The 22,341-nt window shown below is 63.2% G+C and carries 10 protein-coding genes and 2 pseudogenes; 5 read left to right on the forward strand and 7 right to left on the reverse strand.

The features are described 5' to 3' along the window. Positions 1-465: 465 nt before the first annotated feature. A pseudogene (locus tag QFZ65_RS12790) lies at positions 466-5,038 on the forward strand (ExeM/NucH family extracellular endonuclease). A 243-nt stretch (positions 5,039-5,281) separates the two neighbouring features. Here QFZ65_RS12790 and QFZ65_RS12795 read toward each other — a convergent pair. The 3 genes and pseudogenes from QFZ65_RS12795 to gdhA all read right to left on the reverse strand — a co-directional run. After that, a pseudogene (locus tag QFZ65_RS12795) lies at positions 5,282-5,557 on the reverse strand (winged helix-turn-helix transcriptional regulator); the annotation flags it as partial. Next, a complete protein-coding gene (locus QFZ65_RS12800) occupies positions 5,554-5,958 on the reverse strand; it encodes a VOC family protein (RefSeq protein ID WP_306910964.1) in 405 nt (134 codons plus the stop codon). The pseudogene QFZ65_RS12795 and the gene QFZ65_RS12800, both read right to left, overlap by 4 nt. A 982-nt stretch (positions 5,959-6,940) precedes the next feature. After that, positions 6,941-8,278: an NADP-specific glutamate dehydrogenase gene (gene gdhA / locus QFZ65_RS12805; protein WP_306910966.1), complete on the reverse strand. Its 1,338-nt coding sequence runs from the start codon at positions 8,276-8,278 to the stop codon at positions 6,941-6,943. Positions 8,279-8,482: 204 nt separating this feature from the next. On the opposite strand from gdhA, the gene QFZ65_RS12810 reads away from it, so the two are divergent. Further along, positions 8,483-9,139 carry an ImmA/IrrE family metallo-endopeptidase gene (locus QFZ65_RS12810; protein WP_306910968.1) on the forward strand — a complete coding sequence of 219 codons (657 nt, stop codon included), beginning with the start codon at positions 8,483-8,485 and terminating at the stop codon, positions 9,137-9,139. Positions 9,140-9,333: 194 nt separating this feature from the next. Here the strand turns inward: QFZ65_RS12810 and QFZ65_RS12815 are convergent, their stop codons facing one another. From QFZ65_RS12815 to QFZ65_RS12825, 3 genes are all read right to left on the reverse strand, one after another. Then, positions 9,334-10,377, reverse strand: a complete 1,044-nt coding sequence (locus QFZ65_RS12815) for a DUF4041 domain-containing protein (RefSeq protein WP_306910970.1) — start codon at positions 10,375-10,377, stop codon at positions 9,334-9,336. A gap of 363 nt (positions 10,378-10,740) precedes the next feature. After that, a complete protein-coding gene (locus tag QFZ65_RS12820; RefSeq protein ID WP_306910972.1) occupies positions 10,741-11,061 on the reverse strand; it encodes a hypothetical protein in 321 nt (106 codons plus the stop codon). A gap of 27 nt (positions 11,062-11,088) precedes the next feature. Next, positions 11,089-11,955 (reverse strand): hypothetical protein, encoded by an 867-nt coding sequence (locus tag QFZ65_RS12825; protein WP_306910974.1) that lies wholly within the window; start codon positions 11,953-11,955, stop codon positions 11,089-11,091. A gap of 1,451 nt (positions 11,956-13,406) precedes the next feature. On the opposite strand from QFZ65_RS12825, the gene QFZ65_RS12830 reads away from it, so the two are divergent. Further along, positions 13,407-16,079, forward strand: a complete 2,673-nt coding sequence (locus QFZ65_RS12830; protein ID WP_306910976.1) for a hypothetical protein — start codon at positions 13,407-13,409, stop codon at positions 16,077-16,079. 178 nt (positions 16,080-16,257) lie between these two features. Here the strand turns inward: QFZ65_RS12830 and QFZ65_RS12835 are convergent, their stop codons facing one another. Further along, positions 16,258-16,392 (reverse strand): hypothetical protein, encoded by a 135-nt coding sequence (locus tag QFZ65_RS12835; protein WP_306910978.1) that lies wholly within the window; start codon positions 16,390-16,392, stop codon positions 16,258-16,260. A 133-nt stretch (positions 16,393-16,525) separates the two neighbouring features. On the opposite strand from QFZ65_RS12835, the gene QFZ65_RS12840 reads away from it, so the two are divergent. Then, on the forward strand, positions 16,526-21,778 hold the full coding sequence (locus QFZ65_RS12840; RefSeq protein ID WP_306910979.1) for an RHS repeat-associated core domain-containing protein: 5,253 nt from the start codon (positions 16,526-16,528) through the stop codon (positions 21,776-21,778). Beyond that, complete coding sequence (locus QFZ65_RS12845) at positions 21,759-22,127, forward strand: hypothetical protein (RefSeq protein WP_306910982.1); 369 nt, start codon at positions 21,759-21,761, stop codon at positions 22,125-22,127. Before QFZ65_RS12840 ends, QFZ65_RS12845 begins: the two co-directional genes overlap by 20 nt. The last annotated feature ends 214 nt before the right edge of the window (positions 22,128-22,341 follow it).

Here is a 22,341-nt window from a genome sequence, read left to right on the forward strand (position 1 = left end):
ATACCACTCCCACCCCCGGCGCTCCCCTGCCTCGCTGTCGCCGACGTCCCGGGCCATGGCCGGTTCTTCCTCATCAATGCGGCCCTGGGATGAACACAGGTCTGCGTTCGTCAGCTTTATGAAAATTGCTGTAAGAAATAGCCGTCTACCTCTTCCGCTTTGAATACTGGCCGGTATTCTTTTGGAGTGCCCGACCGTATGTGGCGGGGACGGTTCAGGACGCACGCAAGAGCTACACCAACACCGTCGCTGGGGCGCACCGTTGGATGTCCCGTGCCGGCTGTGACACGTTCCGCTGGGGGACGTCTCGCCGAATGCACATGTAATACACATTGTGTTCATTCACTCCTGTTTTGCTGTGCCGGAAAACTGCTTGACCAGGAGCAATATCCGGCAGTTCCGAGGACACCACTCGGACACACTCCACCGCGCCCTTACCCGGGCACCTCATGAAAGTTAGAGCGGATGAAACACATACCTTGGAAAACCGCGCTGGGCACAGCGCTGTCAGTGGGGCTCATCGCAGCGCCGCTGGCGGCTGTCCCGGCGCTCGCCATGGAGGTCTCCCCGGCAACTGGCACCTCGCAGGTCATCATCAACGAGGCATACCTCAGCGGCGGCAGCGCCGGAGCAGCCTTCAAGAACAAGTTCGTTGAGCTGTACAACACCTCGGACGCCCCGGTATCGCTGGACGGCTGGTCGCTGCAGTACCGTTCCGCCACGAGCTCCGCGGCGCCGAGCTTCGCCGCCCCGCTGACCGGAAGCATCCCGGCCAAGGGCTACTACCTGATCAAGGGCGGCGCCAACGGCGGCGCTGCCGCTGTCGGCGCCGAACTCCCCGCCGCTGACCTTACCGCCACCGGATTCAACCCGGCCGGCGGGGCCGGAACCATGGTCCTGGCCAAGCAGCCGACCGCGCTGAACCCGTTGGCCGCCGGATCGGTCGTTGACTCCCCCGACGTGGCAGATCTGCTCGGTTATGGCACCTCGAACACCTTCGAAACCCAGCCCGCTACCGCCCCGGCGAGCAACGCGGACGTCAAGAGCCTGAACCGCAGCACCGGCGCGGACAGCAACAACAACTCTGCCGACTTCACCCTGAGCGCCGCGATCACTCCCACGGCCGCCAACGGCGTGACGCCCCCCGTCGATTCGCCCGTCGATCCGGACCCGGCCACTCCCCCGGCCGCCAAGAGCATCGCCGAGATCCAGGGCACAGGCACGGCCAGCCCGCTCGCCGGCTCCGCCGTCACCACGCGCGGCAAGGTCACTGCCACCTTCCCGACCGGCGGTTTCGCCGGATTCTACCTCCAGACTCCCGGAACCGGCGGCGACCTGACGCCGGCCAACCACACGGCGTCGGACGCCATCTTCGTGTACGCGCCCTCCGCCGTCGCCTCCGTGCAGATCGGCGACTACCTCGAGGTCACCGGCGACATTGCCGAGTACTACGGCATGACCCAGGTCAACGTCGCAGGCGCTGCCGGGGTCACCAAGCTGACCGAGGCGGCACCCGAGGTCAAGGCCACCGGCTTCGCCCTCCCTGCCGACGAGGCCTTCCGCGAGTCCCTCGAGGCCATGCTGCTGACGCCGCAGGGCCCTGTCACGGTCGCTGACAACTTCTCGCTCAACCAGTACGGCGAGATTGGCCTGGCCGGCGGCACCACCCCGCTGGAACAGCCCACCGCGGTCGCCGCCTACGGCTCCGCCGAGTACACCGCCACCGTCGCGGCCAACGCCGCGCGCGGCATCAAGCTCGACGACGGCGCCAGCACCAACTTCCTCAAGGACGCCAGCACCAAGGCGCTGACCCTGCCGTACCTGACCACCGCGGACCCTGTCCGGGTGGGCGCGCCCGTCACGTTCAAGACCAACGTGGTGCTCAGCTACGCCAACAACTCCTGGAAGTTCCAGCCGCTGACCCAGCTGACCGCCGCCAACGCGGACGCGGTCCAGCCGGCCGGATTCGGCGCCACCCGCGCTGAAGCCCCGACAGCGGTGGGCGGCAACCTCAAGATTGCCTCCTTCAACGTGCTGAACTACTTCCCGACCACGGGCGACCAGATCCCCGGCTGCACGTTCTACACCGACCGGGCAGGGAACCCCATCACCGTCAAGGGCGGCTGCGACGTCCGCGGCGCCGCCAACGCTGAGAACTTCCAGCGCCAGCAGGCCAAGATCGTTGCCGCCATCTCCACGTCCGGCGCCGACGTCGTCACCTTGATGGAAGTCGAGAACTCGGCCCAGTTCGGCAAGAACCGGGACGACGCCCTGTCCAAGCTGGTTGATACCCTGAACGTTGCCACGCCCGGCATCTGGGACTACGTCCGCACACCTGCGAACGCTCCCCCGCTGGCGGATGAGGACATGATCCGCACCGCCTTCATCTACAAGAAGGCCGCGGCGGAGCCGGTGGGCGAGTCCATCATCCACAACGACACGGTGGCCTTCGCCAGTGCCCGCAAGCCGATGGCCCAGGTCTTCAAGCCCGCCGGTGCCCCCGATGACAAGAAGTTCATTGCGATCGCCAACCACTTCAAGTCCAAGGGCTCGGCAGCAACGCCGGCCGACACGGACAAGGGCCAGGGCGCCTCGAACCTCGCCCGCACCGCCCAGGCGCAGTCCCTGCTGGCCTTCTCCGACGAGCTGCAGAAGTCCAAGGGCACCGACAAGGTGTTCCTGATCGGCGACTTCAACTCCTACGCCAAGGAGGACCCGATCAACGTCCTCACCGGCGCCGGGTACGTCAACCAGGACGACAAAGCGAAGAACGCCGACGGCTCCGCGAAGCACTCCTACCTCTTCGACGGCCTGGTGGGCTCACTGGACCACATCCTCGCCTCGCCGGCAGCAAACGCCGTCGTCACGGGCGCCGATATCTGGAACATCAACTCCGCTGAATCCGTTGCCCTTGAGTACAGCCGTTACAACAACAACGTGACCGACTACTACGCCGCGAACCCGTTCCGGGCGAGCGACCACGATCCGGTGGTGGTGGGGCTGAACCTGAACGCAGACCCGGCCATTCCCGCCAGCGTTGAGCTGAACTTCCTCGGCATCAACGATTTCCACGGCCGCATCGATTCCAACACCGTGTTCTTCGCGGGGACCATCGAGAAGCTGCGCGCCGCGGCTGCCCCGGGAGCCACGGCTTTCCTCTCCGCGGGTGACAACATCGGCGCTTCGCTGTTCGCCTCGGCCGTTGCCAAGGACCAGCCGACCATCGATGTGCTGAACGCCCTTGAGCTCCGCACCTCTGCGGTGGGCAACCATGAGTTCGACGGCGGCTGGGCAGACCTGCGCGACCACATCTTCGTGGGCGGCAGCAACGCCAAGTTCCCGTACCTGGGCGCCAACGTCTACAAGAAGGGCACCACCGAGCCGGTCCTGCCGGAGTACACGGTGCTCGACATGAACGGAATCAAGGTCGCCGTGATCGGCACCGTCACGCAGGAAGTGCCCTCGCTGGTCACGCCCGCAGGCATCGCCGATCTCGAGTTCGGCGATCCCGTCGCCGCCATCAACCGCGTCGCCGCAAAGCTCAAGGCGGAGAAGCTCGCCGACGTGATCATCGTGGAGAACCACGACGGCGCGGGTTCCGGCACGCCCGAAGGTTCCACCCTGGAGCAGGAAGTCGCCGCCGGCGGCCCCTTCGCCAAGATGGTCACCGAGGTCACCCCGGATGTTGCGGCCATTTTCAACGGCCACACCCACAAGCAGTACTCCTGGGATGCTCGCGGTCCCGGGCGTTCAGGGCAAGACCCGCCCGATCGTCCAGACCGGCAACTACGGCGAGTTCATCGGCCAGATCCAGCTCACCATCGACACGAAGACCATGTCGGTCACCGGCTACAAGGCAGGCAACGTCAAGCGGACCACCTCCGCCGACCAGCCGGCCGCCGATCTCGTGGCCACGTACCCGCGGGTTGCCGCCGTCAAGACCATCGTCGACAAGGCCCTCGCCGATGCGGCAGTGGTCGGCAACCAGCCGGTCGGCGCAGTAGCCAAGGACATCACCACCGCCTTCACGCCTGCTACGGCCACCACACCGGCAGCGCGCGATGACCGCGGCAGCGAATCCACCCTGGGCAACCTGGTGGCGGACTCCCTCGTGGACTCGCTCAAGGCACCGGAACTCGGCGGCGCCGAGATCGGCGTCGTCAACCCGGGCGGCCTGCGCAACGAGCTGTACTACGCGCCGGACGGGACCATCACGTACGCCGAGGCCAACGCGGTCCTGCCGTTCGTGAACAACCTGTGGACCACGTCGCTGACCGGGGCGCAGTTCAAAACGCTCCTCGAGCAGCAGTGGCAGACCAACCCGGACGGCACGGTCCCCAGCCGTGCGTACCAGCAGCTGGGCCTGTCCAAGAACGTCAACTACACCTACGACGCAGCCCGCGCCGCAGGTGACCGGATCACCTCGATCCGGATCAACGGTGCCCTGATCGACCCGGCCTTGTCGTACCGGATCGGAACGTTCAGCTTCCTGGCAACGGGTGGCGACAACTTCCGCATCTTCAAGGAGGGCACGTCCTCCAAGGACTCCGGCCTCGTGGACCGCGACGCGTGGATCAAGTACCTGCAGGCACACAACCCTGTATCGCCGGACTTCGCACGCCGCTCTGTCGCCGTCGTGAACACCACCGCAGCCGAGGTCAAGAGTGGGGAAGCCATTACCTTGGCTGTCTCCAAGCTGGACCTCACCTCGCTGGGCAGCCCGGCCAACACCTCGCTGCGCGCCGAGTTCACGGACGCGAATGGCACCGTAACGGACCTCAGCGCAGTACCGGTTTCCGCCGGCGCCGCCACCGTGGATCTGAAGGTACCCGCCGGCGCGGCGGCCGGCACCGGCTCCCTGGTGCTCACCGCCGTCGAATCCGGCACCGTGGTGAAGGCGAGCGTCCTCGTCGCGGCCAGCACCCCGGTTCCGCCGACGTGCACTCCGCCGGTCAAGCCGAAGCGGCCCGCGGACGTCGCCGGCCAGGCGAACTACGGCCAGGCCATGGCCGCCTACCGCCACTGCCTCAAGGGCTAGTCGCTAGCCTGCACCAGTGAGCATGCCCTCCCTGGGCTGCAGCAACGGACATATAGCCCATATGCCCGCAGCTCAGCCCGGACGGAGGGCATGCTCATTATTGTGCGCGGACAGTACTCAATCAGAAGCCGAGGCATTCCCTCTGATTTGATCCATAACGGGTGGCGGAGAGTCTGGCGCCGGCGCGGTAGCTTCGGGGGAGCTTGTCGGAGCGCATCGCGATTCCGCGCCACGCCTAGGCCGCTCCTCGCCGCCCCAGCGTGCTAGCGCGACGATCGCCTCGCGCAAGGCGAGCCCGCGATCGGTCAGCGCGTAGGCCCGGGTGTTGTGCCGGAGGGGCAGGCGGGACAGTACCCCGGCGGCCTCGAGCTCGCGCAGGCGGGTCGCGAGGATGTTGGTCGGCACCCCGAGGTCGCGCTGCAGATCGCCGTAGCGCTGTGGCCCGTCGAGCAGCCGCTCCACCACGAGCAGGGCCCACCGTGCTCCGACGATGTCGAGGGCCGCGGCGAGGTTGCTCACGCGGTCGGATCGGCGTCCGGCTTCATCCAAAACGGCGAATAGTGGTAGCCGTCGGGGTCGTCGAATTGGCGCTGGTACATGAAGGGGTAGTCGTCGGTGTCACCGATCCGCCCGCCGGCGGCGCCGGCGCGTTCGGTGAGCTCGTCGACCGCCTCGCGGCTGCCGAGGTCGAATGAGACCGTGACCTTCGAGGGGGTGTCGGGTCCGCCGACCAGCTCCTCGGCGCCGCCGACGCTTGCGTACATCTCGCGGCTGCCGAGCATGACGTACTGCTCGGGCGCGATCGCGAAGCATGACACGTTGTGGTCGGACATCTTGGCGTTGAGGGTCCAGCCGAGGGCGGTATAGAAGGCGGTCGCGCGCTCGACGCTCTCAACCGGGCAGGTGATGAAGAGGCTCATGCGGCCTATACTTGCAAAATGCAAGTACGACGTCAAGCCTCGGCCGCATTTCGCGCATTGCGGGGCGTGTAGGAGCCCATTCAGAGGGACGGCCGAGTAATGGGGACTAGACCGTGCGTTCGGCCTTGGTGCAGGCAAGGATCTTTTACCGGGCGCTACGCCGGCGCTGATACTGTCGAGCCGCGACATACTGCTGCTACCGCAGGTACTGAGGGGCCACTAGGAGTTTGCGGGCGCAGTCACGGAGATCTGCGAGAACTTCGGTATCGGGATAGCTGCGGGCGAGGGCTGCCATACCACGGCAGGCAAGGCCAGCGTCCGCGAGTTCTCCACTGACAAGAGAATCCCTGAGTTCTGTAATAGGAAGAAGGCGAACGTGGCCCGATTCAGACTCTTCCCTGGTCGCTTCACATGTCTCTCCTGCGTTGGTCGCGTTGCCACGGTCAGGCCCTGCTGCTAGCGGCTCTTTGGATCCCGCCAACACACCATGTAGGACGCTGTACCGTCCTCTTTGATGCGTTTGCGAATGCTGACCACACAGTAAGCGGTACGCCGCCGTCAACACGTTGGGCGGTTTTATCAACACCCAAGAGACCACGCAGGCCTGTGACCTGCGGAAACACTGTGCCCGAGGTGGGACTCGAACTGCATTCCGACCCAGCAAGCGTAGGGAAGTTCCGAAACCATAGGCAGTCCGGGCCAGTTCCGTACCATTACGACACATTCCGATGGCGAGGGTGTGGACAATGTCCACACCAGCGTCAACGCGCCTCACAGCAGTAGAAGTGCCGGCGGCGGCGGCCTGCCAACAGTCGCTTGTATTCAGAGCCGCAAAAGCGTGCCGGGCTCAATCCGAAGACGTGGCCTCCGACAAATCGATGTGTACAAGGTGACCTTTGCCCACGCCTGCAGGCTTCCCCATGCAGCCACCACTGTCGGCGACTCCTTTGGCGACGTCGACATCGGCCGGGACATGACATCCCTAGATGAGGCCCTGGGCCAGCATGGCGTCGGCCACCTTGACGAAGCCGCCGATGTTCGCGCCCAGCACGTAGTTGCCCGGGTCGCCGTACTCATCGGCGGTGGCCGCGCAGCGGTCATGGATGCCGACCATGATTTCGGTGAGGCGCTGTTCCGTGTGCGCGAAGGTCCATGAGTCGCGGCTCGCGTTCTGCTGCATCTCCAGCGCGGACGTCGCCACGCCCCCGGCGTTGGCGGCCTTGCCCGGGCCGAACAGCACGCCGGAGTCCTGGAAGACCGCGACGGCGTCACGGGTGGACGGCATATTGGCGCCCTCCCCGACAGCGATGAGGCCGTTGCGCACGAGCCGGGCGGCGGCGTCACCGTCGAGCTCGTTCTGCGTGGCGCAGGGCAGCGCTACCGTGGCGTCGACGTCCCAGACGGAGCCGCCATCCACATAGGTGACGGCGGGACGGCGGGTCTCGTAGTCCTTGAGGCGTCCCCGCTCGACTTCCTTGACCTGACGGAGCAGGGCCACGTCGATCCCGGCATCGTCCACGATGTAGCCGGAGGAATCGGAGCAGGCCACCACGATGGCGCCGAGCGACTGCGCCTTGGCGATCGCGTTGATGGCCACATTGCCGGTGCCAGAGACCACCACGCGCTGGCCGTCGAAGGATTTGCCGCGGGTCTTGAGCATTTCCTCTGTGAAGATCACGGTGCCGTAACCGGTCGCCTCGGGACGCACGAGGGAACCGCCCCAGGAGATGCCCTTGCCGGTGAGGACGCCGGACTCGTACCGGTTGGTGATGCGCTTGTACTGGCCGAAGAGGTAACCGATCTCGCGTCCGCCGACGCCGATGTCCCCGGCCGGGACGTCCGTGTACTCGCCGATGTGGCGGTACAGCTCCGTCATGAAGGACTGGCAGAAGCGCATGACCTCGGCGTCCGAGCGACCGCGCGGGTCGAAGTCGGAACCGCCCTTGCCGCCGCCGATCGGCATGCCCGTGAGGGCATTCTTGAAGATCTGCTCGAAGCCCAAGAACTTCACGATGCCCAGGTACACCGAGGGGTGGAACCGGAGGCCGCCCTTGTACGGGCCAAGGGCGGAGTTGAACTCCACCCGGAAGCCACGGTTGATCTGTACGCGACCGGCGTCGTCCGTCCACGGAACGCGGAAAATGATCTGCCGCTCCGGCTCGCACAGCCGTTCGAGAACGGCGCCTTCCAGGAACTCCGGGTGCCGGTCGTGCACCGGGCCCAGGCTTTCAAAGACCTCGGTGACCGCCTGGTGGAACTCCCCTTCGCCGGGATTCCGCGCCAGCACCGTACCCCGGATGGCTTCAAGCCGTGCATCCATTACAACTCCCTAAAATCTGACGCCCTCATCGGGCGCAAAACAACAGCTGCTTAGTCACTGACGGCGCTACGGCGCTGTCCGGCTCCTTACACCGGGCTGCCAGCCGCATCAGGTCCCAAGACCAGCTGGAAGAAGGCCACTCCGTCATAGTCCAGCGAGAGGGCGAGCCGCTCCTAGCAGGGAACGCTGATACCCGAACCGCCGATGGGTCCGTCTTCTGTTGCCGAGCGTGCAGGAATTGTGGTGGTGTTTTGTGAGCCGGGCGTTGCCTCAATTGATGCCTTTTCCATGCACACCGCCGTGCGTCCGATCATTGTGCTTACCCCAGTCAAGGACGACTACTACCGACAGCGCTTCGACGTTGCACATGAGCTGGGCCACTTGATCATGCATCACGATGCTGAACCAGGCGGCAAGGTCTCCGAGGAACAAGCCAACAGGTTTGCCGCTGAGTTGCTCATGCCGGCTGAACAGATTCGTTCATCACTGGCGTCCTCTACGGCAGGACGAAGCTGGAAGCAGCTCGCTGAGCTAAAAGAGCACTGGGGCGTGAGCCTCTCGGCACTGTTATACCGGGCCCGAACCCTCGGCGTAATGAGCGATGTCTCATACCGGAATGCGGTAGAACGTATGTCGCAGAACGGTTGGCGTCGCGCCGAACCAGGGCGGACGTCGGCGCTTGAGATGCCATCCATGCTCCCACGGGCCCGCGAGGTCTTGAACAATGCCGGTATCAACGACCACGAGTTTCTGAGCGGCTGTGGACTGCCCGTCAACCTGTATTATGTGGCCGCATCCAGCGTGCCCACACCGCGCGAGAACTTGTCTTTTGCTCCCGCACAGAGTCATGTTGAGCGCTAAGCCGTGGCAAACCATTGACCAACAGATCCGTAGTGCCAACGATGCCATTTGTGGTGCCATCGATGCCCTAACACTGAACCGTCCTCTGCTCTCCCAGCAGCTTCTAGGCCAACTGCGCGACCTGATAGAAGGTGTAGTTGCCCGATGGAACATCGATTGAGAGCGAACGGGGGTCCGCCCCACGACTGAGCACACTACTGCGTAGTGAGTGGCAGTGCTGTAGTCACCGGCGCGTGGGAAGATCGGGCTGGCCACTGTTTGATGGATTGAAGGTATTCGGCGGCGTCCGCTTGTTCGTTGAATTCCAGAAGGTTGCCCACTTTTTCCACTAGTACGTCTCGCACTTCCGATGGGGTTGCGAAGAAGAACTCTTTGCGCGGGTTGGCTTGATTGACGGCCTTCGTCGCGAAATGTTTATGAAGTTCGTTCTCCAGGGTGACTGCATCTTCCGAGAAGAAAAGGGTGTGGATGTCAAAGCGGAATGGTACTGATGCTCCACCGAGTTCAGCGACGCGTTCCATGGGTTCGAGGCGCCTGGTTAGGCCTATCTTGACGACGTCATCGCCGAAAGCACCACGATTGGAGATGACGTAGATGTAGCCGGCGCGGATGTTGGCAGCGCGGAAGTCATTTTGGGCGATTGCTTCGTCGATCAACTCGAGCCGACGCTCGAGATCAGGATCCCCTTGCCCGGAGGCGCGCATAGCGGCGAGAGCGTTGAGGAGGTGGGCGCGTTCCTTGTCGAGCCGGACACGTTCCTCGGCGAGTTCGCGTTCGACGCGGCGTTCCTCGCGCAGACGAGCCCTTTCCTCCCGTTCTGCTTCTTTCTCCTCTTGCTTTTTCATGAGCCAATCGGCGGTGAGTTCGATTTCCGCAACGCGCCTTGCGTGGAAGTCATCACTAATGTGCATTTCCATCAGTGCACCCAGTTTCGCGATTGCCTGGCGTGATGCATCTAGGCGGCGTTTGGCTGTGACCACATTGCCTAGCTTAAGGGACCTGATGCTGTTGTCCGCCTCAGCGTTGTAAGCGCGGAGCATCAACTTTGCCAGGTCATCGGTCATGCGTCGACCTTTCACTAGGGAGTTGTCGAACGTGAAGAGATTTGACTTCACGATCGCCTGCCCGAGTTTTATCAGTTCCGCGATTCGTGCTTCCACCTCGTCTAAGCGTTCACGGAAGGACGCAGCATTCTCAAGCGGGTGGTGATAGCGGTAAATGCCGACTTCCTGAAGCACCAGCGCATCGTTGAGCTCAACGTAAGGAGTGGATGGGTCGGTGGCGTCGGCAAGCTGCCGCCGAAGAAGCTGATTTTCAGCCTCGAGAAAGCGACTCGTGCAGCAACTGTCGATTCGTTTGATTCCACCTTGTTCACTAGAGCGTCAGGCACCGGTGCCGGCTCGACTTCGGGCGCAGCCGATGAATCTCCCGATGGCAACCAGAGCTGCCATCCTTGCGGCGGTTCCGGCCACGCAGGGTCAGGCGTCCAGCCCGCCGGAGGCCGCCAGTACGCGGGGGGCTGGGGCCAGCCTGGAGGCGGATTGAATACTAGATTATCCGTCGTCATCAGGAGCGCCGGACTCCTGAGACAGTCGCAGGTGTCAGTCCAAGGGGGTTCTTAGAGACGGCGGCGCCCAGGTGTTCCACCGTGGCCGCTGGAACAACGGCTGACAGATCAATATCGGAAAACGCCTCACGTGATGCCCGACTGCGGCGAACGGGATGTAGGTCTCGTTGCCTGTCGCGGGGTTGATTGTCTGCGTTCCGACTTCCAGCGCGATGCTCTGAATCAGCGCGCGGCGGTCTGCCTCGAACACCTCATGCAAAGTTCGTAGTACGACCTGATGGACGATTCCCGCATATCGGTCTTTCGACTCTTTCTGCGAGAGTGCTACAGACGTGATTTCGTCGCTGGCTTTCACGTACTTATAAGACTTGATCGTCGGGATCTAGTTCGGGCTTGGAATGAGGACGCGCAATGCGAGTTCGGCTGTTCCAGGGTCAAATTGTGCCTCGTGCTCCACCATGAACCCCCCGGGGTAGACAGAGTTGGCCAGCACAATGCCTACGTACTCCTGCAGGGCTTCCACTGAACCGTAACTAAGATTCGTGATCAGCTCGTCGATGGAAGCGTTGTGCTGAGCTACCTGGGCCTCACGAGCGGCGCATTCGTCCGCGTATCTAGCTTTTGCAGCCGCAAGCCTTTGCTTTCGGTTGTTCTCGTCGGCAGCGTACCTACCAGCAATCGCCTGGCGCCGCCCGGGCAATTCGGCCATCTCGTGCTCCCAGACTGATTGGGCCTGGGCAAACGCAGCTTGAGCTTGGGCCTGGGCCTCAGCGAGCTTCTTTTTGCGGCCGAAGAGCCCGGTTGGGGGAGCCGGCGTTTGAAATACAGGGGCTGAGGGATCGGGCAAGGTAACAGGGCCGGGAATTGGGGTCTCCAGCCTGCGGTCGAATGGTGGATGTTCGACGGTCCTCCGCAAGCTGCCGAGGTCAACGTAATCATCGACAGCCAGAGTCGATTCGAGGAGGCTATCGACTTGGTCGTAGACGGCCGCCAGTTCGGCGTTGAGTTGCTCTACTTCTGCCTGGCGGCTGGCCACGTGAGCGTCATGAGCTTCCTTCTCGAGGCGTTTGCGATCCGCCTCCGAGGCTCGTTGAAGTGCAACCTGCGCCCTTTGTTCAGCTTTCCATGCCTGCTCAGCCCGGCGAGCCGAGGCTGCCTGTTCACGCGCCGCGGCACGTTGGCGCTGTTCAGCCACCTTCGCTTGGTGCTGCATTTCCGCTAAAAACCCACGACGACGTGCCAAGATCAAACCCCCAGATACAGTTTTCGTTCACATTACCAAGTAGCTGGAACATTAAAGTATTCGCCGTGCACACCGTTGGTATCAGGTACCTTCTTTCGCCTCGCACTCCCTGTCAGTTTTAGTGTCAGGCCCCGGGAAGGCGCCTTCCTTACGCCAGCGTACGGAGTTGCCCCACGGGTCCTCCCAGCACACCCGAAGGTTGGGGTAGGCATAATGTGACCGAAGCTTCGGTCAACCGCTATTTGACCGGGGCTTCGCCAATTTATAGCGATTTGTTAGTGGCTCCTTGGACCGCAGCAGAAAGGTGGCAGGCGCTGATTTTCCGCTCCGGGAGCCCCTTCTGCGCGCCAGCCTTCCGTTACCGGCACTCGGAAAGGTTGCGTGGCCCGCTGGGGCACGACCCAAGCGAACTCTTCCACCCCGCCGAGACCTGCATCGCCTTCGGACCACAGGACCTTCCGGGCTCGGCTCCGATTCTCGATTCGTCAGGCCTCTCCCAAGCCGAAATGTTGTCCACATCTACGAGAGCGGAGTACCCACTGCATCAGGACGCATCGACGTGGTCTCTTCCGACGACAGCGTACTGTGGCTTCAAGCCGACGGCGCGGATGGGCGACACCTCTTCCTGTGGAATGACGTCACTGTTTACAAACGGCCTGGGGGCAAGGTTCTGCTGGCCAGTAACTCGCGAGTGCTGTGAGGAACGGGAGATGCCTTCCGCCTGAAGCTTGACGCGGTTTCATCTACTTACCCTGCAACCCGTTGGATGTCGCAGATAGACGCTACCCGCCACGGATACCGGCGACAAGCGGACGGAATACCGTCTGGGCCTACTCTCGGCTTTGGAATCCAAGCTCTGGTTCGAGGCTACTCCAGGGATGTCTTGGAGCCGTGACACCTCCTGGTTGCGGGGCGGCGAGCTGCTCTGGGAACGCGGCTTCCGCGCCAAGGGCCGATACGCAGGCGTGGGGGTGTGTTACCGCCGAAACGGGGTGCCGAAGATCATTTCTACGACAAGATCAACGAATTAACCCCAAGAATTATGACGCAAAAGATCGTGTACTACGGTCCAATCGAGGTACGGATGTCACCTGATTTGCAGCCCGTTGACAGCTCACACCTGGAAAATGAACAGCTTTTTGTGAAATTGTCTGCCGGTTTTCTGATTTTATGTCTTAGGCTTCTCCCATAATCATCGTGATGGGGGCGAGCGATGAATATCCGCCCCTGTCTTTTTTGGGGGGCTTTCCATGCGTTCTGCGCTTCGTGGTACACGTCTGTTCACTGCCATTTCACTTTCCGCCGCGTTATGCATGGGGCTTCTTCCTCCCGCCGGTGTCGCGCAGGCAAGTCCTCACGCTCCGGCAGCCGCGCGGGCCGGTGCCATTCCGGTAGAGGCCCCCACCGAAACTCGCGAGCAGGCGGCCTCCCGGACAGCGTCCGAGTCCGGCACGTCGGTGGTCGTTGATTCCTTGACTACACCTACTGAGCAGGTCCTGGCGTTGCCGGACGGGAAGTTCAGCAAGACCGTATCGGTCGAACCAACACGAATGCTGGCGAACGGGACATGGACCGATATCTCAACCGATCTGGTTGAAACCGGCGGAATGCTCCAACCGAAGATGGTTCCTGCAGATCTGAAAATCAGCAAAGGCGGGGACTCCAAACTTTCATCCGTATCCGACCGGCGGGGCCACACGGTGACGGAGTCCTGGGCGTACGGCAAGCTCCCTGTGGCGAAAATCAGCGGCAACATGGCAACTTACGCTTCCGTTTTCCCCGGTGTGGATCTCATCCAGGTGGCCAAGAAACAGGGCATCTCCCAGGTCCTGAAGATCTACACCGCAGAAGCTGCAACGGACCCAAGGGTTCTCGATTTCAAGCTCAAGCTCGAGGCCACGGGTGTGAACCTGGATAGTGACGCCAAGGGTGGGTTGAAAGCCACCAGCCGCAAGACAGGTGAAGATGTCCTGCAGAGCCGGGCCGGACATTGGTGGGACTCACGCCATCGAGATGCTGGCCCAACGGACCCCGGCGGACCGGGGACGATGGAATCCTTTGATTTGTCGCTCTCCAACGACGTTGGGGGTACTCACGAAAAGCTGCGTATCTCGGACATTCTGTCCCGCAAGGATCTGACATACCCGCTGTACATCGATCCTGACTGGTCCACGGCACGCGCATCGTATGTCTTCGTTGACTCTGCCTATCCCACCACGTCGTACTGGAACGGGCAGATTGCCGGAGCGGACCTGAACCTCGGCTTCCTGCCTGCCAAGTGGGACACCGCGGGAAAGAATCACACGGCGCACGCCTATTGGCAGTTCACCACGTCGCCCATGGTCGGTAAGAAGATCTTCGCTGCGCGCTTCAACGCGACCAACTTCTGGTCTTCGTCCTGCGTCGCCCGTACTGTGCGGGCGAAGATAACGGGCGGGGTCGGGACCGGAACCACGTGGAACAGCCAGCCGGGGATCGCCCGTGACATTGAAGCTAAATCGTTCGCTTACGGCAACGAAGGCCTCGGTTGCGGTGATGCGACGGTCGGGTTCGACATGATGGCTGCCGCCGATCTCTTCCCCACCGTCAGCCAGTGGACTGTTGGACTGTTCGCTGATGGTGAGTATTCAGACGAATTGAGCTGGAAGCGCTTCACCAACAACGCCACCATCACTGTTACCTACGGGACTGCTCCGAATACGCCGGTCCTGAACTCCATCTCGGGCTGCGGGCTGACGTGCGCCGAGTACGTCACCCGGTACAACCAGCCGACGATAAACCTTTCAGCGAGCGACCCTGACGGGGATGCGGGCGGAACAATCCTCATCTGGATTACTGTCCGAAACACAGCTGGCACGGCCGTCGCCTCTACCTCATCGGGACGTCCTGTTCCTGGCTCCGGCGGCAGCACAACTTGGCAGGTCCCTGTTGTTCTGGCCGATGGAACCTATCGGCTCGAATACCAATCCTCGGACCAGCAAGGCATCTCTTCCGCAGGAGCCGCGACCAATTTCACAGTGAATACAGCAGCGCCCTCAGGTCCTCGCGTGCTGGCTGGCGATTTCAACATGAATAGTGATCCCGAGTTCTATAACAAGGCCGTCGTGGGCGTCACGGGACTCTCGTACTCAGTCAGAAACCTGGGGCCCTATCCCATCAAGGGTTTTGTCTATGCAGTGACCGCCGGTACGGGCATCCCTGATTATCCCAAGAGCGTCGGAGCTTTGGCCTGCGGGCAACGAACTGGTCCCTTCGTGGTCGTCTGCCCCGCAGACGGCAGGTCTGCCAATGTAACCGTGGCTCCCGTTGACCTCACCAGCACCTTCAGCGTGTGGGCATTTGATACAGCCGGGAACATTAACACCCAAGCCGAGAGCGGTGCTGTTTCCGTGACGTTCACGGTCGGCAACATGGCACCGGCGCCGACCAAGGTCCTTCCTACCTCGGTCGCCGGGGGCGCCCAATGGGTTGACGTACCCACGAACCGAGGGACCCCGTCCCCGGTGGCCGGGTGCATGCTGCCCCAGGCAACCGGCCCGGCGACGACGGCCTATCGTGCGCTGCGCGTGCCCGCGGCTGGAGCTTTTGCCAAGACCTTGCAAGCGGCGGTGAACAATGCCGAGAGCTTCAGTTTCAGCGGCTGGTTCTGCCCGGCGAAACCCTCTGCAGCGAACAGGCAAGTCGCCCTCAGCCAGATGAACGACGCCGGAACGGTCGGGTCCCTTCTTGGACTCTCACCCCAGCACCTGTGGGAACTCGCGGCCTACGACACGGCCACACCTGCCAATCTGAAAAACGTCAGCCAGGATGCCGTCGAAGGTGCTGCGACCCAGCAGTGGTATTTCATTGGTGCCATCTACGACAGAATCAACGCCCAGCTCCGCCTCACCGTTTCCAACACCAAGGGCACAAAGACTTGGGTCATCGCCACAGCAGCGACGAGCCACCGCCCCTCAACCGGAGCATCCCCGGCCGTCCTCGGCACCGCAAACCCCGCCACCCCGGCAGCGGACCAGTTCACCGGCCTGATCTACCGGCCCGTCATGACGCAAGGGGTCCTGGTTAATTCGCAGTTCGGCCCTGCCTGGGACCGAATCACCTCGGCCTACGAAGGGATCCTGGTCAAATGAGAACCGCCTCCGCGCTGTCCCGAGTGCTCTTAGTTGGAACCCTCTCAGCGGCATTGGCGGTTACGGGATCAGGACTCGCACCACAGCCAGCCACCGCCGCCTCTGTCACGGTCAACACCGCCGCCTTCAAATCTGAAGTGCCGACCGTTGCCGCATCATCTTGGGCCGGCACCCTGGTTCAGGCACCGGCGCTGACCACACCCGCGGCCCCTGGCTCGCAGATGACCGTGACCGGGACGAAAGTCAGCGCTCCGACGCTGCGGAGCACGGCGCTGACAGCAGCGGACCCGGGGGCGCAGAACACTACTGCCATCCCAGGTCCCGGGTCCGGGAACTGGGGAGCATCCGGGCAACTGGGCGCCTTCACCTGGAACTACCCTCTGCCCTCGCGGAAAGCACCGGCCGGACAAACCCCCAGCCTGTCCCTGTCCTATGATTCAAGTCGGGTGGACGGGCTTACCAGCGCCACGAACAGCCAGGCCAGCGTGGTTGGGGATGGCTGGGCACTTGCCGGTGCCGGATATATCCGGCAAAGCTTTACCTCCTGCAAGGACCAGGGCGTATCAAGTTCCTATGACCTGTGCGGGAACCCGACCGGGCAGAGCCTGTCGATCTCGTTTGGCGGGCGCAACACCCAACTCGTCAAAGACACCGGATCCGGGGCCTGGAAGCTCCAGTCCGACGACAACACCCGCATCGAGTACGTCAAAACCCCGGGAATCAACGGAACCTTCGACGGCGGCTACTGGAAGCTGACCGATAACGCCGGCACGCAATACTTCTTCGGGCGCAACCAACTGCCCGGCTGGGCTGCCGGGAAACCCACCACCAACTCCGTCAGCAGAGTCCCGGTCGGCGCCGCCAAACCCGACCAGCCCTGCGCCGCGGCGACCTTTAAGGACTCCCTGTGCCAGCAGGCGTGGATGTGGAACCTGGACCACATCGTTGACCTGAACGGAAACACCCAGGCCTTCTACTACGACCAGGAAACCAACTGGTACGCATCCGCCGCCGGCACCGGCACCAGGCTGGACTACACCCGCGCCGCCAGGCTTTCCCGCATCGACTACGGCATGCGGACCGGTGCTGAACTCGCCGGGAACGCGCCTCTGCGGCTCTCCCTGAGTTACGCGGACCGCTGCAACGGCATCGACTGCAGCAAAGGCAACGACGTTCCCGCTCAGTTCATCTGCCCGCAGTCCGGGTCCTGCACCATCCTCTCCCCGACCTTCTTCACCAGCCAGCGCCTGACGAAGGTCACCGCCTCAACCCGCCTCTCCAGCGGCGTCTACCAGGCAGCGGACACCTGGGCGCTCGGCCACACCATGCCTGACCCCGGTGACGGCACCAAACCCGCTCTTTGGCTCGGCCAGGTCGCCCACACCGGCAGCAACACCGCAACCGGGACCGGGGCCGCGATCACCGACCCGCCGACAATATTCGGTGGGCAAACGCTACAGAACCGTGTCTGGGTTACGGACGGTCTCGCGCCGCTTAACAGGTACCGGATCTCGACCGTCAAAACCCCCGCCGGTGCGGTCACCTCCGTCGTGTATAACGCCGCCGAATGCAGTCCGACGAACCTGCCCGGCAGCCCCGAAACCAACACCAAGCGCTGCTACCCCCAGTGGTGGGCACCGATGGCGCCCATCGCCCAGGCACCGCGCATGGACTACTTCCACATCTACCCGGTAGCCCGGGTATCCACCAACGCCGGCCCCGGCGCGGACGCCAGCACCGACGTTGAATCCCGCTATGAATACATCGGGGCACCGGCCTGGAAATACGCCGGCGCTAAGGTAGCAACAGGATCCGGTGGCTCCCAGACAACCTGGTCCGTCGCCGCAGGCTGGCAGGACGTCAAAACCGTTGTCGGGGCACCTGATCAGCCATCGACGAATGCTGTCACCACCAGCACCTACCTCCGTGGTCTGCACGGGACTCCGTCCAACACCAGCGGCGGGGTCCGCACGAGTAGCGTCACTCTGGACGGCGGCAAAGTCGTCGAAGACTCGCCCATCCACGCCGGCCGCCTCGTGCAAATCCAGTCCTTCAACGGTGTCGGCGGGCCCCTGCTCAGCTCCACCATCAACGAACCCTGGGTCTCAAACCCCACTGCGACCAACACCGCCCAAGGCACACAAGCCAGGTTCGGCGGGATCCTGAGCACCACCACCCGTGAGCCCAGCTCACTGGCCGGAGGCTGGAACACCTCCACCGTCACCAACATCTTCGACAACTACGGCCGGACCAAAGCAACCTCCGCAAGCACAGACAGTGCCAAGACCACCGATGACACCTGCACCGTCACGGTCTACGCCGACAACACCGCAGCGAACATCCTCACCGCACCCGCGACGACGTCCACCTCCAGCGGCCTTTGCACGGCGCAGGGAACAACGGCAGGGAACATCCTCACCGCAACCCGGGTGTTCTACGCCGACAGCACCTCAGCCACCCCCGGCACTACCGGGTACAAAGCCCCCGTCACCACCCAGGCCACACGCTCCGATGACGCGATCAGCGCCACCGGCCAGACCGTGAACCAGTGGCAAGAAGGACCCACCCGCACCTTCGACGCCCTGGGCCGCGTCTCCTCCAGCACCGACCGGACCACCGGCACCGACCGGAAAACCACCGTTGCTTACTCCCCCGCCACCGGACCACCCACCACCATCACCGCAACAAACCCCAAGGGCTGGCAAGCCACTTCCACGGCTGACGCCGTGCGCGGAGCGATCACCACCACCAAGGACGCAGCCGGGGCCACCACCACCACCGACTACGACGCCAGCGGCCGACCGGTCGCCAGCTGGGACCCGCTCCGGCCCAAAGCCCTGAACCCCGACCCCAGCACGTCCACCGAATACAACCTCTCCCAGACCGCGCCGTCCTGGATCCGGAACAACACCCGCAACAGCTCCAACAGCAACATCGCTACCTTCCAGATCCTCGACGGGATGGGCCGCCTGCGCCAGACGCAGCGACTCTCACCCCCCGGCGGAACCATCGCCACCGACGTCCTCTACAACTCCAACGGCGAACGCCGCCTGGTCCGCAACGACTACTACCTCACCGAGTCCCCCAGCGGCACGCTGAGGATCCCCGCCGTGGCCGTCCCCTCTTCCACCGAATACACCTACGACGGCGCCGGGCGGGTCACCAAGACCAGGGCCCTGGCCAACGACAACCAGGAACTCTGGTCAACGACCGCCAGCTACCCCACCTCGGACACAACAACCATCACCGGTCCGGCAGGCAAGCCCGCCACCACCGTCATCACCGATGGCCAAGGCAACCCCAGCCTTCGCAAGATCTTCCGCGGCGCCGCGGCCAGCGGGGCAAGCGATGACACCACCTACACCCATGACGCCATGGGCCGCATGGTCGCTCTCAGCACCGCAGGGAGCACCTGGACCTGGGAATACGACCTCCTCGGACGCGAGAAGAAAACCGTCGACCCAGACACCGGGACCACGACCGCAGCCTACGACGCCTCCGGCCGGCTGGCCAGCACCACCGACGGTAAAGGCGTCAAACTGGACACCAGCTACGACGTCCTCGACCGGCCAACCCAGACCACCGCCACCACGGCCGGAGTCACCAAAACCCTGGAAACCCTCACCTACGACGTGGAGCGGAACGGCACGCTCAGCGAGGCCACCCGCTTCAACGGACCCAACTACGACCAACCGGTCAAGACCACCCGGTCCGGGTTCAACAACGCCGGACAACCGGGCAGCACTTCCACGGTGCTGCCCGCCGGGATGGGCGCCCTCGCCGGGACCTACACCACCGGGCTGACCTACAAGCAGAACGGACTTCCAGACGTCCTGAGCCTGCCGGGAATCAAGAACCTGCCGGCAGAAACCCTGTATTACGGGTACGACAACTTCGACAACCCGATCTCGGTCGACAACGAAACCTGGGACATCTTCGCCGGAAACGCCCAATACGATGTCCTCGGCAACTTGGCATCGTTCGATCAAAGCGATCCCAATTCCCTCGACCCCGCCCTGGAATCACCCGGCCTGCAGACCAACTACTTCCAATGGGATGCCACCACCGGTCGGCTGCTCAAGCAGACGACCACGAACTGGGCCAAAAACGCCACCCGCACCGTAGCCGAAACCTCCTACGCGTACGACCCGGCCGGAAAGATCACGTCCAAGACGTCCCCTGAGGAAGTCGAATGCTACGCCTACGACTACGCAGAACGGCTGACCGGCGTCTGGACCCCCTCCAGTAAATCCTGCAACGGTGGTTTCTCCGCTACGTCCCTCGGCGGCCTGGCACCCTACGCCCAGCAGTACACGTACACCGCCTCAGGCGAACGCGCCCAAGTAAAGCGTTACAAAGCCACCGGTGCCCTACAGAGCACCGAGGACTACACCTTCCCTGCGGCCGGGACCGCCGGCGCACACCGACCAACCAGCATCACCACCACTCCGGCAGGAGCCGCAGCAACAACTCACACCCTCACGTGGGACGGGGCCGGGCAGCTCACTGGCCGGGCAGGGCAAACACTCGCTTACACCGCCGACGGGAAAATCAGCACCAGCACCGCCACATCAACTCTCCCCTTGAACCCGAACCGCGCCACGACCGCGGGCGGAGCAACCGGGACAGGGACTCGCTACTACGACGCCGGCGGGAACCTCGTCGGTATCAACGACACCACCGGCGTGACTTCTCTTCTCGCTGACGCGACAGTGCACGTCAGCACGACCGGGAAAGCCACCGGCACACGCGACATCAGTTTCGCCGGGAAGACGGTCGCCCAACGCGTCACCACTGACACCGGCTCGAAAATCCGGTTCCTCACCCCCGACGCCGTCAACACCACCACCTCCATCACGCAAGCGACTCCCGGGGCGCCCGGAACGGCCACAACCAAGCGTTACTCGGACCCCTTCGGGCTCGAACGCAGCGCAACAGCCACCGCCACCACAGCAACCAACGCAGCCAACCCCACAGGGTTCTCCGCAACCAACGGCTACCTCTCCGAACTCAACGACGCAGCAACCGCCCTCACCCACCTCGGAGCCCGCGACTACGACCCCGTCCTCGGAATCTTCACAGCCCCCGACCCCATCTACAACTGGGACGCCGCCGGCGGACATTCCCCCTACACCTACTCAAACAACGACCCCATCAACCAATCCGACCCCAGCGGCCTCTGCCCGTGGTGCCTCGTCATAGCCATCCCAGGTGTCAAAGAGGCCCTAATTGCAGGGGCGGCGACAATCGGCACTTACGTTGCAGTGGAATGGGCCAAGACTCATCCCATTTCGATTCCGAGATTCGAATGGCCCGCTCCGGCCGCATCGACGCCCAGGGCAACAACCTGTAACTGGTGTACCGCCAGACCTACAACACCAGCACCGCCACCTTCACTGGCCAGGCCAAGTTACGCCGGCGCACCAAGTTATGCCGGTGCACCCAGTTACACAGCACCCGCTGCCTTGTCGGCCCGGCCCACTTACGCGGCCGCCTACCCCACCTACTACCCATCAGGGTCAAACCAGCCTGGTAACCGCTACACACCCACGCCAAGCTCGGTAAGCCAAGCGGCAGCAGCAGCGGCAGCAGCAGCAGCCGCCGAAGCAGCACGACGAGCCGCCCTCGCAGCACAAGCAGCCGCCCAAGTAGCCCAAGCCCGCAGCAGCCAACCTGCGAATGAACAACGAGAACACTAGCGATAACCAGGCGGCAGCAGGCGCGGCAGGTGCCGTCGGAGGTGGCGGCGGAGCGGGAACTCCGGACCCCAAGGATGATGGCCCTCGCCACGGGAACTCGGCGGCCAGCTCCGCTCGTGCCTTTTTATATCGTCTCTCGACCGACTCCGGCGAGTATCTTAAGACGGGAATATCAAAGAACCCTTTGACTCGCTACACCAGGAATTTCATGGAGGACAAAGTCATGGATATTATCCATAGTGGAACAAGGCGCGAGATACTCAACCTCGAACGATTCATCGTTGAGCGCGATCCTGGACCCTTGAACTTCGAACGTTGGGCAGGAAAGTTTCTGGATGATGTGCCGTGATTGAATCAACGCCCAGCCGGCCCAAAGCACTCTCCATCGGAGTCATTGTCGGAGGCTTAGGTGCCCAGAGTAAGGTCTGGCGGGAAGCGCTCACACGATTATCGAGGGATCTGTCAGACATCGTGGGCCAACTTGAGTCAGATTTCAGAATCAACGTCGAGTTCCAAATCCCTGGGGACATTATCAGTCCTGACTTCCAAGGAGTTCGCACGGG

Source organism: Arthrobacter sp. B3I9 (assembly GCF_030816935.1).
In the GTDB taxonomy this organism is placed as follows: domain Bacteria; phylum Actinomycetota; class Actinomycetes; order Actinomycetales; family Micrococcaceae; genus Arthrobacter.

Bases quoted from the DNA above. Each gene is read 5' to 3' on its own strand.
- QFZ65_RS12835 (WP_306910978.1), bottom strand. From the start codon at position 16,392: ATGGCAGTAGTGTTCTGCGCCCCCGGGTCCGCTGCTGTCAGCGCCGTG.
- QFZ65_RS12810 (WP_306910968.1), top strand. From the start codon at position 8,483: ATGGGTCCGTCTTCTGTTGCCGAGCGTGCAGGAATTGTGGTGGTGTTT.
- QFZ65_RS12800 (WP_306910964.1), bottom strand. From the start codon at position 5,958: ATGAGCCTCTTCATCACCTGCCCGGTTGAGAGCGTCGAGCGCGCGACC.
- gdhA (WP_306910966.1), bottom strand. From the start codon at position 8,278: ATGGATGCACGGCTTGAAGCCATCCGGGGTACGGTGCTGGCGCGGAAT.
- QFZ65_RS12845 (WP_306910982.1), top strand. From the start codon at position 21,759: ATGAACAACGAGAACACTAGCGATAACCAGGCGGCAGCAGGCGCGGCA.